Genomic DNA, 14159 nt, shown 5'->3' with positions numbered 1-14159 from the left:
ATTTCAAAGAATCAGATGTTAAACAATGTTATTTTCCATAACCAAAAATGGAATTTAATCAATGATTAAATAATTGAATTTCCAATTAACAAAGAGCCTGTTTCATAGCCCTTTAATTATTACAACGAAGTGAATTGATAAGGTAGGATAAAACAGAAATAAAGACTAAGAAAGTATCCTAACAAAAGCACTGGACTTGACCTGATATTCATTTTGTCTTAATTGATCAATTTTAACGCCTCTTCAACCGTAGCTACCGGCAGCTGGCAGGTCTTGTTTCGACAAACGTATATTTTCGTTTCTTCGCTCAGCTTACCTGCTAAAAGGGGAAGACTGCTTTTTGCCCCACCCAACATCATTTTATTCGGAATATATTGGGCATTTAATTCTTTTTTCACAGCTTCGATGGTCATGCCGGTTAGGGCAATTTCGTTGAGGCCGTGCACCTCGTTCAATAATTGGATGCACCAGTTGGAGTAGGCCGAACCGTAAGCCTTGATTCTCGGCAATACCGCAGCCAACATGGCCGATGCTTTTTGGTTATAGGCTTCATCGTCATAAAGTAATCCCAGTTTTTGCAGGTTTTGGGCCATGACCGAATTAGAGGACGCAATTACATTATCCATTACCTCGTGCTTACGCGCAATGAGCTCTTCGCCGTTTCCAGCGGTGTAAAAGAACATATCGTTTGTTGGATCCGCAAAATTGGCCAACACATAATCGGTCAATATCTTGGCTTCAACCAACCATTTCTCGTTAAAATCTGCTTCGTAAAGGGCAATCAGCGCTTCGATCATAAAGGCATAATCGTCTAAAAAGCCCGAAATGCTGGCCTTTCCGTTCTTGTAGTTGCGGTACAAACCACCGCCTGGCGCCACCATATCGCTCAGGATAAAAGTTGCCGCCTGTTTAGCACGTTCGTAATACAATTCATGGTCTAATATTTGGGAAGTGTCGGCCAAAGCCTTAATCATCATGGCGTTCCAAGCCACAAGGCATTTATCATCCAAGCCGGGCCTTACCCGTTTGCTCCTTTCGTCGAGTAGCTTGGCCTTGGCCAGTGCCACTTTATCGCACAAGGTTGCTTCATCTATTCCGTATTTGGCCAAGATCACTTCATCGCTAAGCGTTCTTCTCAGGATATTCGTTTCCTCTTCGGCCCAGTTGCCGGCTTCGGTTACATTAAAATATTCGGCCAGCAAAACCGCATCTTCTTCGCCAACTACTTCGTCGAATTGCGTTTTGTCCCATACATAAAACTTGCCTTCTACCCCTTCGCTATCCGCATCTAAAGCCGAATAAAACAGGCCGTTTGGTGCGCTCATCTCTCTAAAGGCCCAATCAATCGTATCAACAATCACTTGCACAAAGGGTTGGAACTTGAGGCACTGATAGGCCTCGGCATATAGCCCAATGAGCTGGGCATTATCGTAAAGCATTTTTTCGAAATGGGGCACATGCCATTTGTCGTCGACCGAATAGCGGGCAAAACCGCCTCCTATCTGATCGTAAATGCCACCCATTGCCATCGCTTCTAGGGTAGTGCAAACTGCCGTAAAAACCGCTTCATCGGGCGTTAAAAAAGCATAACGCAACAGAAAACTCCAATTGTTGGGCAGCGGAAACTTTGGCGCACGGTTGTAGCCGCCTTCGGTAATATCGAAATGTCGTTTCCAAGGTTCTATAATTTCGGCGAGTTGGGTTGGCGAGAAATCGATTTTGCCCTGAAAAGGAATAATCTGTTCGGCTTGCTGAATACCATCAGTCAATCTTTGGGCATAGTTGGTTGCCTTTTGGGGTTCGTCTTTCCACAAAGCAGCCAAATTAAGCAGGATATTGATCCAATCTGGCTTTCTAAAGTAGGTACCTCCGTAAATAGGGCGCTGATCGGGCAGGCAGATGGCATTTAGTGGCCAGCCTCCGTTGCCGTTCATCAATTGTACGGCCAGCATGTAAATCTGGTCTATATCGGGTCTTTCTTCGCGGTCTACCTTAATGCACACAAAATGCTGATTCATCACCTCGGCCACCTCATGGCTTTCAAAACTTTCATGCTCCATCACATGGCACCAATGGCAGGCCGAATAGCCAATGCTCACCAAAATCAGCTTGTTTTCTGCTTGGGCCTTGGCCAGGGCCGCTGGCCCCCATTCGTACCATTGTACCGGGTTATAGGCGTGTTGCAACAAATAAGGCGACGAAGCGTTGATCAGGCTATTGGGTTCTTTATGCATGGGTTTGAGCTAACGGATACGAAATGTGAGGCAATAAATTATGGCAATTGTCACAATTTAAGGTGTAAAGCTATCAATTATCTACAAACCTGTTTCTATTTAGTTTTTGTTTTTTACATTAGTTCCCAAATCTTACAGCGATTGTCCAGTACCTAAAAAAATGAAAATCACCCACACCGAAATCTACCGTTTCAGCATACCGATGGAGCCTTTTGTAATTGCTACGGGCACCATGCACTTTGCGCAGAATGTATTGGTTAAAATCTACACCGATTCGGGCATTTATGGCATTGGCGAATGTTCGGCTTTTCCGATGATTGTGGGCGAAACCCAAGATACCTGCATCGCGATGGCCAAAGATTTTGCGCTGATCTGGAAAGGCAAAAACCCGCTCGAAATACCGGAACGCATGCAAGACCTGTTGGCTTATGCCGACCATAATGCAACTATTAAAAGTGCATTCGACATGGCTTTGTTTGATATTGCAGCCAAAAATGCAGGCTTGCCCCTGTACAAATTTTTGGGCGGGCACAAACGTGCGATAGAAACCGACATGACGATTGGGATCGATACGCCCGAAAAAATGTCGCTGATGGCTTTGAAGCACCAAAAGAACGGTTGCAGAATCCTCAAAATCAAATTGGGCAAAAAAGTGCACGATGATATCGAACGCGTCAAACAGATCAGGGCAGCGGTTGGCCCCGAAATGGTGTTGCGCTTGGACGCCAACCAGGGCTGGAGCTTTGACGATGCCTTGCTGGCTTTGGGCGAACTCGAGTCGCAAAACATAGAATTCTGCGAACAGCCGATGCGTACCTGGTACGACGATCGCCTGCCCGAGCTGAATCTCAACTCGCCCATTAAACTTATGGCCGACGAAAGCTGCTATAACCACCATGATGCGCGCAAACTGATCAATGCACAGGCTTGCGAATACCTGAATATTAAATTTGCCAAATCTGGCGGTATTTTAGAAGCCCAAAAAATACATGAAGAAGCTTTGCAAAAAGGTGTAAAATGTATGATTGGCAGCATGCTCGAAAGTCGCATTGCGCTTACGGCCAACCTGCATTTTGCCTTGGCTAGCCCCAATGTAGTCTTTTTCGACCTCGATACCTGCCTATTGGGACATTTGGTAGACCCGGTAACTGGTGGGCTCACCTACGACGGCTTTATGCTCGACGTGCCGGAAAGCATAGGTATTGGTGCCGATGCCGACCAAAAATTTCTGGATACCTGCGAGAAATGGACCATTTAGGTCTTGCCTGTGTAGATTTGCTTGTTTATCCGTCAGGTAGGCAACCTGCTTTTACTTTTTAAGCAGTCTGTCAAAAGCCAAACTATCGCCGTTAAAGGCGTTGAAGTCGACTACATGGTTAATGCCGTTGATGCGCGCCTTGTCTGAATGTTGCCAAAACTTCCAGTCTTTTTCGTTGAGCCTAAGCTTGGGCTGATGGTAATGGGCCACCCAAAATGGATAATCTTGATAATAGCCCTGCAAATAGTCTTGATAGAATTTCAGGCCGGTATAAATAATCGGTTTTACCTTGGTACGGTCTTCTATTTGGATGATAAAGGCATTCAGTTCCTTGCGCATCTGTGCCGGCGATACGCCATCGAGGCTTTCGATATCGACCACTGGAGGCAAATCCCCTTTTTCGATACTCACCGTCTGCAAAAAGAAATTAGCCTGCCATAAACCCGATTTTTTGGGTCTGAAAAAATGATAGGCACCTACTTTTAGACCAGCTTTGGGAGCTTCGCGCCAGTTGCGCTGAAAACAGGGGTCCACAATCAACAACCCCTCTGTAGCTTTGATAAAGGCAAAAGAAACCTTGACGCCGTCTTCTTCCATGTTCTTTACCTTTTGCCAATCGATGCGCCCTTGGTAATACGACACATCGATGCCGTGGATCGTGTATTTTTTAGGAATTTTGATGTTGAAGCTTTCGTAGGTCCGGTAGTTTTTGTCTTCGCCCGGATGGCGCAACCAATACCAGGTAGCACTGGCAATTTTTAGGATGTAGCCATAATAAAACGGCGACAAAAGAATGAGCAATAAGCCCGCAATGGCAAATTTAAGGTGGAGCGACCATCCTTTTTTCTTCTTTGGTTGCGGTTTTCTTACTGTTTTTCTTTTGACTGGAGGCATGGACTAAAAATACAAAACCTCACTTAAATCGTATATCATTTAAATGAGGTTTCAGGTTAATTTAAACCATCATACAGAAACGGCTAGCTCACATGATGGTTTGCCGATTATTTGCTTAATTCGGCGTAGTATTTATGGAACAAAGGCAGGGTTTCTATGCCTTTATAATAGTTGAAAATATCGTACTTTTCGTTTGGCGAGTGCAAGGCATCGCTATCCAAGCCAAAACCGAACAATACCGATTTAATGCCCAAAACATCTTCAAACAAAGCCACGATTGGAATACTGCCACCGCCACGGGTTGGAATTGGCTTTTTGCCAAAGCTGTCTTCGATGGCTTTTTCGGCCGCACGGTAAGCCACGCTATCGGTTGGGGTAACCACCGGCTCGCCGCCATGGTGCGCAGTAACCTTAACCTTTACATAGTCTGGCGCAATGCTCTCGAAATGCTTGGTAAAGATCTCGCTGATTTCGTCGGAGTTTTGGTTAGGCACCAAACGCATCGAAATCTTCGCATTGGCCTTGCTTGGCAATACGGTTTTGGCACCTTCGCCAATATAGCCGCTCCAAATGCCGTTTACCTCCAAGGTTGGGCGAGTGCCGGTACGTTCTAATGCAGAATAACCTTTTTCGCCCCAATCGGCCTTGATATCCAAGTCTTTTTTGTATTCGTCTAAATCGAACGGCGCCGAATTGAGGGCTTTCTTTTCTTCATCGCTCAGTTCAACTACTTTATCGTAAAATGCAGGAATGGTAATGTGGTTGTTCTCATCGTGCAGCGAAGCAATCATTTTGCACAAAATGGTAGCCGGGTTGGCCACTGCACCTCCATAAACACCAGAATGCAGGTCGCGGTTCGGGCCAATTACTTCTACTTCCATGTAAGCCAAGCCACGCAAACCGGTTTCGATCGATGGGTTTTCCATACTGATCATCGAGGTATCAGAAATCAACACCACATCGGCTTTTAGGCGCTCGGCATTGGCTTTGACAAAGATGCCCAGATTGGCCGATCCCACTTCTTCTTCGCCTTCAATCATGAATTTAACGTTGCAGGCCAAAGTATTGGTTTGCATCATCAGCTCAAATGCCTTGACGTGCATGTAGAATTGTCCTTTGTCGTCGCAGGCACCGCGGGCATAGATTTTGCCATCGCGTACCGTAGGCTCAAAAGGCGGCGTATGCCATAGTTCGAGCGGATCTGGTGGTTGCACGTCGTAGTGGCCATAAATCAGTACCGTTGGCAAGCTGGCATCAACGATTTTTTCGCCATACACGATTGGATAACCGGCAGTTTCGCAGATTTCTACTTTATCGGCACCGGCATCTCTTAGCTTTTGCGCCACAAAATCGGCCGTTTTTAAAACATCGCCTTTATATTTTGGATCAGCACTTACCGATGGAAAACGCAATAATTCGAAAAGCTCGTCTAAAAAGCGTTGCTTATTCGCCTCAACATAATTCTTGATTTCTTGCATATCATTTATATTTTTAAACAAATATATGCTTTTTGCCAAAGCCTGCTAAAAAACAATTGCCATCTGGCTTAATTGTCAACTTTAACTAAAAGTAAATCAAGCTTATAAATAGCATTTGTAATAATTATATATTTGTGGCCGAATAGCTTTATTTTTGCGCTATAATAATTTAAAAGGGATGAGATTTCGGGCATTAGCGCTATGCTTTGCAATTTTATTAGGTTTTTGTTTCCGTTCAACTGCCCAGATTACTGGTGCCAGCTGTCCGGAATCTGCCAAATATTATGCTAAAGACAGCGTAAATGTGGTCACCTTTGGCGCAAGCACGGTCGCAGGCGTAAATGGCTTGGATTTTCAGTCGTACCTGACCACCAATTTCTTAAACTGCTATACCGGCAAAACCATCAACGTACAGAAATACGGCGTTCCGGGCGAAACCACCGGCAAAGGCCTGTTGAGGATAGACAACGCCATTTTTGGCAAAACCGGCTTTATCGTTATTTTAATGGGGGCCAACGATGCCCTAGATATTGAGGCGGGCAAACAAAAAATAGCCGAAACAGAGGCTAACATGCGTACTTTTATCGTCAAGTCGCTGAACCAGAACCTGGTGCCCATTGTGTGTACGTTGCAAAACTTCGACGACCGCCAAGATGCGCGTTTGAGAAGGGCAAACGTACAGGTAAGGCTCATCAACGACATTTACAAGAAGCTGGTTAAAGAATATAACATCTATCTGGCCGATATCAATGCGGTTATGCGCCGTGACTTTACCTTGTACCAGGATGCCATCCACCCTAACGCAAGGGGCAATAGGCTGATCAGTTTTGTACTTTTCGATACCATCAACAAAATTATTGCCGAGCGCTTTTTGCAGTTCGTGGTTACGCAAAACTATCCCAACCCTGGCAGGGACTTGACTTCGGTCGACATTGTAATGCCGGCTTCGGACAAAATAGAATTCAAGATTTACAACCTGCAAGGCAAAGTAGTGCAAACCGTACTAAGCGAATACCTGAATACCGGCAAGCATACCGTACAGTTAGACCTGCACTATCTCTCTCCCGGCATTTACATCTACAAAATCGTATCCTCATCGGGCCAGTATTCGGCTACAAAAAAGATGATCGTGGTGCGTTAGGCATCTTATTCTTCATTTTCATTGCTATATTAGCCCAACAAACCTCATTAGCTTATTGCAATGCTCAATTTCGCAAACGAAACGATCGATTTAGATCAACTGCCCAAATACGAAGAAACCAAGTTGAATGCACCGCATGCCAGCTATTGGAAGATTATCCTGATCAACCTGCTGATCTGTTTGGTATTGCTAAGCAGTGCATTGACAGTTCTTTTCTTCTTTAATGAAGAAATACGCGACTACCTTCTACCCATTGGCATCGCCTATCTTTTGTTTTGGATTTTGCTATTTGTGCTTTACCGTGCCAGCTTTAAAAAGAGAGGCTTTGCCCTGCGCGAAAAAGACATCATGTATAAAAGTGGCATCATTGCCGAAACCACTACGATTATCCCCTTAAACAGGATACAGCACGTGGCTTTGGAAGAAGGCCTTTTTTCGAGGATGTACGGATTGGCTACCCTGCAGCTGTTTACCGCTGGCGGACAGAGCGGCCACATGCACATTGCGGGCATCCCGATAGCCAAAGCCAGGGTGATTAAAGAAGCATTGGTTAAACGCCTCGATTTAATGGAAACCCCTGCAACCGAAGCACAATGAACCAGGATTTTAGTCAGCCACAGCGGCAATCGGTAACGGGCATCATCATCATGACCGGCAATATGCTCCAGCAGATCATCAGGGCGCTTATCGTGCCAATTGCCCTCATGGTTTTTAAGACCGACTACAAACAAATGTTATATTTTGTGATTTTAGTTGGCGCTATATTGGTTATTTCGCTTGTGTTTGGCTATTTGAGCTACCGCAGATTTACCTTCTTTTTAGATGAGGCCAAGCAGGAATTCGTGATTAACAAGGGCATTTTTAAGCGTACCCAGCTCACCATACAGCTTGATAAGATACAACAGGTTAACATTAACCAGTCTTTGTTGCAAAAGGTAATCGGTATTTACAGTCTGCATATTGATACCGCGGGCACCGAAAGCAAGGAGGTTGGCATTAAGGCCATTGACGAGCAAAGCGCCTACCATTTAAAGGAAAAGCTGCTTAATCACAAGCCGAGTGTACACCCCCATGAAACAGAAGAACTTGCCACTCCTGCCCCTGCAGTACCACTACTTAAAATAAGCGCTGGCACTTTGTTCAAGGTAGGCCTAACTTCTAATTATGGCAGGAGCCTGGCTTTGCTTATCGGTTTTGCCTTTGCGGCTTTCCACAACATCAAAGAACTGCTCAAGGCTTTCGATACCGACAACGGGCAGGTAGAAAACGTACTGGAAAAGGGAATTACGGCTTTTTCGGTAAGCTTGCTAATTGTTTTGGTACTCTTTATCCTATTGGCCACCAACATTATCCGCACTTTTGTAAAGTATTTTGATTTTCAGATCAGCAAACAAAACGGTTCCTTGCTGATTGCTTCCGGACTTTTTTCGCGCAACCATACGCTACTGAGCCCCAAAAAGGTGCAGATTACTGCCTATAGCCAAAACTACTTTCAGAAAAAGTTCAATTTCATGAATTTGACGCTCAGGCAGGCGCATGCCGGCAAGGAACAGAGCGAAAAGGAGCTCCACAAATCCAACTTGGAAGTTCCGGGTTGCAACCTTGCCGAAAAAGAGGCATTGTTACAACTTATCCTTGGAAAAACACCCCCTCAAGGACAGCTCTTTATTCCAAATTTCAGGTTTTTAAATCTGCCCATTTTCTTTAACCTCGTCATACCTGTTGGCATTTATCTGTTATTGGCTTCGAATATGCCGCAATTGTGGCCTTTTTACCCGCTGGCCATTGCCTATTTTGTGGTTGGGCTTTTGATGATTTATATCAGCTACACCAAGCACCGCTTAAGGGTTAGTGAAGATTTCATTGTGAAACAAAAGGGAATTTGGGACATTTCGAATGAAATCGTGTTTTCGCACAAGATACAGTCCATCACCACCTTTCAGTTTCCCTGGCACAAAAGCGTAGATGTTGGGCATTTGCACCTGCATACTGCAGCCGGTATTATCCGCTTTAAGTATGGCAACTACACCGAAATCAAACAGCTGGTTAACTACTGGCTTTACCAGTTAGAGAGTGGCAGCGAAGAATGGATGTAAACCTTAGCCTGTACGCTTTTAACCAATCGCAATCGTTTGCGTAAAACTTAGAAAAACGATTTAGCCATCAAAACAACTAAAAAAGTAGTCACGCTAATCAAAATTGCATTTCTGCTAATATTCGCTCACTAGCCTTTCCTTAATTAAAAATTAAGACAATTGCCTTTTGGTTTACTCAATCGTTTGCGTAGGCTTGGCTCGTTTCAATCCAAAATTTAGGTTATACCTTAATTCTCCAAGGGCTGTTTGCGCGCAAACAGCCTTACTAACCTAAACTTATTCCAATGAAAAAAAATCTATCAAAAAAGATGATTTTAACGGGTTTACTCGTTATTTTCTCGCTCCTAACCTACGCACAGGTTAAGGTAAGCGGCACCGTAAAAGACAAGGATGGATTGCCGATACCCGGCGCAAGTGTCCAGATCAAAGGAAGCTTGACCGGTGTTAGCACCGATCCAAATGGCAAGTACCTCATCAGCGTGCCTGCCAATTCTACCTTAACATTCTCGTTTATCGGCTTTATTACCCAAGATATTGCCATAGGCGACAAAACCGAAATCAATGTAATGCTGCAAGGCTCGACCAACGACTTAAACGAAGTGGTAGTAGTGGGCTACGGCGCACAAAAGAAGGTGAGTTTGGCGGGATCGGTGGCCACCGTAAACACCAAAAACATCATCAACAGACCAGTTACTTCCCTAACCAATGCTTTACAGGGCGCAGTACCTGGGGTGGCCATTAAATCGGCACCTGGCGATGTGGGCAGCGACCTGGGCTCGGTCAACATTAGGGGGCGCGGCAACTTGGGTACTTCCGAACCGCTCTATGTAGTAGACGGCGTGATTGTTTCGGCTGGCGATTTTGCCCGTATCAACACCAACGATGTAGAAAACATTTCCCTGCTTAAAGACGCGGCCGCGGCCATCTACGGCTCAAGGGCTGCTTATGGTGTAATTTTGGTGACGACAAAAAAAGGCAATGGCGCCATGAGGATCAACTACAATGCTTATTATGGTACCCAATCGGCCACCTACCTGCCCGATTTTGTAGGTTCTTACGATTATGCCATTTTACGCAACGAAGCGGCCACCAATGCTGGAAAAACGCCTATTTTCTCGCAAACGGCCTTAACACAGATCCAAAACCATTCTAACCCTGATCTCTATCCAGACAACGATTGGTACGCTTTAACTTTAAGGAAAACCGCACCGATGATGGAACATGCTATCAATATTTCGGGTGGCGACAAAATCAGGTATTACCTTGGCGGTGCCTATTTCGATCAAAACTCGTTGATTCCGGGCAAAGACCTCAAGCGCTATTCGCTCAGATCCAACATCGACGCGCAGGTTAGCGAAAAATTCAAGGTAGGAACCAACATTTCCTACATCAGAGATGGTTTTAACAACGATAAAGGCAACATCGACTTCGTGTCGCTATCCAGACAGGTGCCTTTATTGGTAAACAGGCAAAGCAACGGCAATTGGGGCAGCGTAAACGGCGGCCTGATCGATGCCACCCTGGCTACCGGAAATACCGTACGTAAATTAGAAGAAGGCGGCAGAAGTTCTTACTATACCAATCGTTTTATTGGCAACTTAACCGGAACGTATACCCCAATTAAAGGCCTCGACATTTCGGGCCTCTTCTCTTATAACTTTTATAATTCGTTAAACAGTGGCTTCACCAGCACCATGAACCCTATTCCTAACTATTTTACAGGGGTTCCGATTGCAAGTACGGCAGTTACCACCAACCAGCTCGACGAATCGTGGCAAAACATTGGCCGTTTATTGGCACAGGCAACGGTAACCTACGAGAAAACGATAGATAAACATTATTTCAAAATTTTGGCCGGTAGTTCGTATGAAAACACCAACAACCGCACCATCAGAACGATCCGCAAGAATTTCGTAAACAACGATTTGAACGCCATTAACGGCGGTTCGTCCGATCCGTTAAACACAACGGCTTCTGGAGGCATAGACCAACGTGCTTTCGAATCTTATTTCGGCAGGTTAAATTATACTTATAACAATAAATACATCTTCGAATCGACCATTAGGGCCGATGCTTCTTCACAGTTTGCACCAGGCCATCGCTGGGGTACCTATCCTTCGTTTTTGGGCGCTTGGCGTATTTCGCAGGAAGATTTCATGAAGGATATCAAATCCATTACCGAATTGAAGCTGCGTGCATCATGGGGCAAGTCGGGTAACGTAAACAACGTAGGCTCTTACGATTTCTACGACGGCTTAACTACCGGAACGGGCTCAATTTTAGACGAAAGCAAACAAGATGGCGTGTTTCCTGCCAAATTGTACAATCCTTTGTTGAGCTGGGAGAAAGTAAATACCACCAACATTGGCGTAGACCTCACACTTTTCAACTCGCTAACCATTCAGGCTGATGTATTTGACCGCCTAACCAAGGATATCTTGTTGCAAAACCCAAGCATTCCTGACGAAGCAGGTCTGATTGTAGATAACAATCCTTCTAAAAATCAAGCTCCCTCCATCAACCTAGGCAAGGTTAGAAACAGGGGCTTTGAGCTTTCGTTAAACTACAATGGCAAAATCAGCGATTTCAGCTATTCGGTTGGTGGCAACGTGAGCAAGATCTGGAATAAAATTATTGATTTGGGTGGCGCAAACGAAACCCCTCCTAGTGGCTATTACATCAACCGCGTGGGTTATGGCATCGGTTCGTTCTACATGTGGAAATCAGACGGCTTATTTGCTTCAGATGCTGAAGTAGCCCAACACGCTTTCCAATCGACCGGTACCAAAGCTGGCGACATTAAATACGTTGACCAAAACGGCGATGGCAAGATCGATGGCGACGACCGCGTGATCGTGGGCAACGATGTTCCTTATTTCATCTACGGCATCAACTTATCGGCCAACTACAAAGGCTTCGATTTTTCATTGCTTGGCCAAGGCGTAAACGATGTCAAAGTTTATCTTGAATCGGAAGCTTCGCAAGCCTTTTTTAACAGTGCCGGCGTAAAATCGTATGTGTTGCAAAGATGGACCAAAGAAAATCCAAACCCGAATGCGCCTTATCCAAGGGTGTTGATTTCTGCCGATAATACGCAAAACCTTAAACAGTCTGATTTTTGGTTATTCAATGCCGATTATTTCAGGATCAAGAGCATTACCCTAGGCTACAGTCTGCCAAAAAACATTACCAGCAAGCTTAAAATCGGTGGCTTAAGGGTATATGCCTCAAGCAACAATCCGTTCACCATCCGCGGCGATAAAAGGCTGAAGGATTTTGACCCAGAGGTTCCATCTTCGCGTGCGTCATACCCTTCATTAAAAACTTATTCGTTTGGTATCAATCTAACTCTGTAAATAGCCATGAAAAAAATATTCTATATATCAATGATAACCCTTGCCACCTACTCGTTGAGCGGGTGCAAGAAATCGGCCATCGATTTTGTGCCACAAGACCAGTTGTCGAGCAGTTCTTTCTGGAAATCGCAAAAAGATGCGCAATTAGCCCTAAACGGATGTTACGGCTACTTAAACAATGCCTTTAATTATGCCTATGACGACGGTGCTTCAGATAATGCCTATGCCCAATATCCTTGGGAAAGCAATGCTACCCCGATTGCGGCGGGCAATGTCGATGCCACACTAGACCAAGGTTATAACAGCCGTTACATCTATATCCGCAGGTATAACTACTTTTTAGACAACATCAACAAAGCGCCAATGAGCGATGCCCTGAAAAAACGTTTCATTGCCGAGGCTAGGGTGTTGAGGGCTTTCACCTATTTCGAATTGGCCAAAACGTTCGGCCCTGTTCCCTTGCTAAAAACTTCGTATACCGATCCGCAGGAAACTGCAATAGCGCCAACCCCAGAAGCCGATGTCATCAATTTTGCCATTGCCGAAATCCAAAGTGCCTTGGTTGACCTCCCTGCAAGCTATGCGGGTGGCGCTACCACCGAAACCGGCAGGATTACCAGTGGTGCCGCCTGGGCACTGTTAACAAGAATCCAACTACATTATCAAAAATGGGCCGATGCAGTAACCAGTGCCCAAAAAGTAATGGGTGCAGGTTATGCCTTGTACAGAAAAACCACGCTTACTACCGATGATTTGAAAGATGATTTCAGCCCTTATGTAACTTTTGCCAACGATGCCGAGAAAGACAAATTCTACAAGGGCTTGGCCAGCTACGAACAGCAGTTTTGGGCAGCCAACGAGCTCACCAGCAAAGAAATCATCCTGGTTTCGCAAAACATCACCAATTCTTCATACGATTACGGCAACGGTCTGAGAACCCTTTTCCCGCCAAGCGATTTGGGTGGCTGGAGCTCTATCACTCCTACCCAAGAATTGATTAATGCCTATTGGGATAAAACAGGAAATACTTTTACGCCACCTAGCGCTACTACCAGAGCCACCAATTACAACAACGGTACCCCAAATGCGGCCTATGCCGACGAGTTCAAAAACAGGGATACCCGTTTATATGCCAGCGTATTGTTTCCAGGTGCACCTTGGGGCCGTTTCAACAATGGCTACAAATTTGCCTGGGGCAAAGGTGGCGGCAACAACAGCGTAACCGGCTATAACTTTAAAAAACTGGTAGATCCGGCTTACATTGCCAACGATTGGGATGGAGAGCAAGATTTTGCCATCATCAGGTATGCAGAAATCCTGCTTTCTTATGCTGAAGCGAAGAATGAATTGAGCGGACCAGATGCTACTATTTATGCCGCTTTAGACGATATCCGCGACCGTGCCGGCATGCCAGCAGTGAACCAAGCCACTTATAACGACAAGGATAAGCTCAGAACATTGATCCGCAACGAACGCAGGATCGAATTGGCCGCCGAAGGGCAGCGCTTCTGGGATATCAGACGTTGGAACATTGCCCAAAACGTTATGAAAACCACTTACGATATCACCAATAGTCCGGTGCAAACCCGTGTTTGGCAGGCCAAATTTGTATGGATGCCTTATCCGCAAAAAGCATTGGATAAAAACCCCAACCTAAAAGCCGCCCAAAGCGCCAAAGGCTACTGATCTTTCTTCCATATTT

Annotated in this window: 9 protein-coding genes; 6 read left to right on the top strand and 3 right to left on the bottom strand. The window is 45.2% G+C overall.

The window, feature by feature from the left end:
- Positions 1-218: 218 nt before the first annotated feature.
- Entirely contained in the window at positions 219-2234 is a 2016-nt protein-coding gene (locus VRU48_RS01110; protein WP_330106089.1) for a thioredoxin domain-containing protein, read from the bottom strand.
- Between the two features lie 160 nt (positions 2235-2394).
- Between VRU48_RS01110 and VRU48_RS01105 the strand changes: the two genes are divergently transcribed.
- Positions 2395-3492 carry a mandelate racemase/muconate lactonizing enzyme family protein gene (locus VRU48_RS01105; protein WP_330106088.1) on the top strand — a complete coding sequence of 366 codons (1098 nt, stop codon included), beginning with the start codon at positions 2395-2397 and terminating at the stop codon, positions 3490-3492.
- 51 nt (positions 3493-3543) lie between these two features.
- Here VRU48_RS01105 and VRU48_RS01100 read toward each other — a convergent pair whose 3' ends face one another.
- Together VRU48_RS01100 and VRU48_RS01095 are read right to left on the bottom strand one after the other, a co-directional pair.
- The gene (locus VRU48_RS01100; protein ID WP_330106087.1) at positions 3544-4386 is read right to left on the bottom strand and encodes a glycoside hydrolase family 25 protein; all 843 of its coding nucleotides are present in this window, start codon (positions 4384-4386) and stop codon (positions 3544-3546) included.
- Positions 4387-4493: 107 nt separating this feature from the next.
- Positions 4494-5864, bottom strand: a complete 1371-nt coding sequence (locus VRU48_RS01095; RefSeq protein WP_330106086.1) for a dipeptidase — start codon at positions 5862-5864, stop codon at positions 4494-4496.
- 178 nt (positions 5865-6042) lie between these two features.
- On the opposite strand from VRU48_RS01095, the gene VRU48_RS01090 reads away from it, so the two are divergent.
- The 5 genes from VRU48_RS01090 to VRU48_RS01070 all read left to right on the top strand — a co-directional run bounded on the left by VRU48_RS01090 (position 6043) and on the right by VRU48_RS01070 (position 14143).
- Entirely contained in the window at positions 6043-7005 is a 963-nt protein-coding gene (locus VRU48_RS01090; RefSeq protein WP_330106085.1) for an SGNH/GDSL hydrolase family protein, read from the top strand.
- A gap of 60 nt (positions 7006-7065) precedes the next feature.
- On the top strand, positions 7066-7602 hold the full coding sequence (locus VRU48_RS01085) for a PH domain-containing protein (protein WP_330106084.1): 537 nt from the start codon (positions 7066-7068) through the stop codon (positions 7600-7602).
- Entirely contained in the window at positions 7599-9101 is a 1503-nt protein-coding gene (locus VRU48_RS01080) for a PH domain-containing protein (protein ID WP_330106083.1), read from the top strand. Before VRU48_RS01085 ends, VRU48_RS01080 begins: the two co-directional genes overlap by 4 nt.
- A 284-nt stretch (positions 9102-9385) precedes the next feature.
- Positions 9386-12457, top strand: coding sequence for a SusC/RagA family TonB-linked outer membrane protein (locus tag VRU48_RS01075; protein ID WP_330106082.1), 3072 nt, complete (start codon positions 9386-9388; stop codon positions 12455-12457).
- Positions 12458-12463: 6 nt separating this feature from the next.
- Entirely contained in the window at positions 12464-14143 is a 1680-nt protein-coding gene (locus tag VRU48_RS01070; RefSeq protein WP_330106081.1) for a RagB/SusD family nutrient uptake outer membrane protein, read from the top strand.
- Positions 14144-14159 lie beyond the last annotated feature (16 nt).

Origin of the sequence: Pedobacter albus (genome assembly GCF_036324255.1) — a bacterium.
GTDB lineage: Bacteria > Bacteroidota > Bacteroidia > Sphingobacteriales > Sphingobacteriaceae > Pedobacter > Pedobacter albus.
The sequence above is the reverse complement of the archived record's forward strand: the minus strand, read 5'-3'. Positions and strand labels throughout refer to the sequence as shown.

Coding starts and splice junctions, on each gene's coding strand:
- VRU48_RS01110 (WP_330106089.1), bottom strand. CDS start 2,234: ATGCATAAAGAACCCAATAGCCTGATCAACGCTTCGTCGCCTTATTTG.
- VRU48_RS01105 (WP_330106088.1), top strand. CDS start 2,395: ATGAAAATCACCCACACCGAAATCTACCGTTTCAGCATACCGATGGAG.
- VRU48_RS01100 (WP_330106087.1), bottom strand. CDS start 4,386: ATGCCTCCAGTCAAAAGAAAAACAGTAAGAAAACCGCAACCAAAGAAG.
- VRU48_RS01095 (WP_330106086.1), bottom strand. CDS start 5,864: ATGCAAGAAATCAAGAATTATGTTGAGGCGAATAAGCAACGCTTTTTA.
- VRU48_RS01090 (WP_330106085.1), top strand. CDS start 6,043: ATGAGATTTCGGGCATTAGCGCTATGCTTTGCAATTTTATTAGGTTTT.
- VRU48_RS01085 (WP_330106084.1), top strand. CDS start 7,066: ATGCTCAATTTCGCAAACGAAACGATCGATTTAGATCAACTGCCCAAA.
- VRU48_RS01080 (WP_330106083.1), top strand. CDS start 7,599: ATGAACCAGGATTTTAGTCAGCCACAGCGGCAATCGGTAACGGGCATC.
- VRU48_RS01075 (WP_330106082.1), top strand. CDS start 9,386: ATGAAAAAAAATCTATCAAAAAAGATGATTTTAACGGGTTTACTCGTT.
- VRU48_RS01070 (WP_330106081.1), top strand. CDS start 12,464: ATGAAAAAAATATTCTATATATCAATGATAACCCTTGCCACCTACTCG.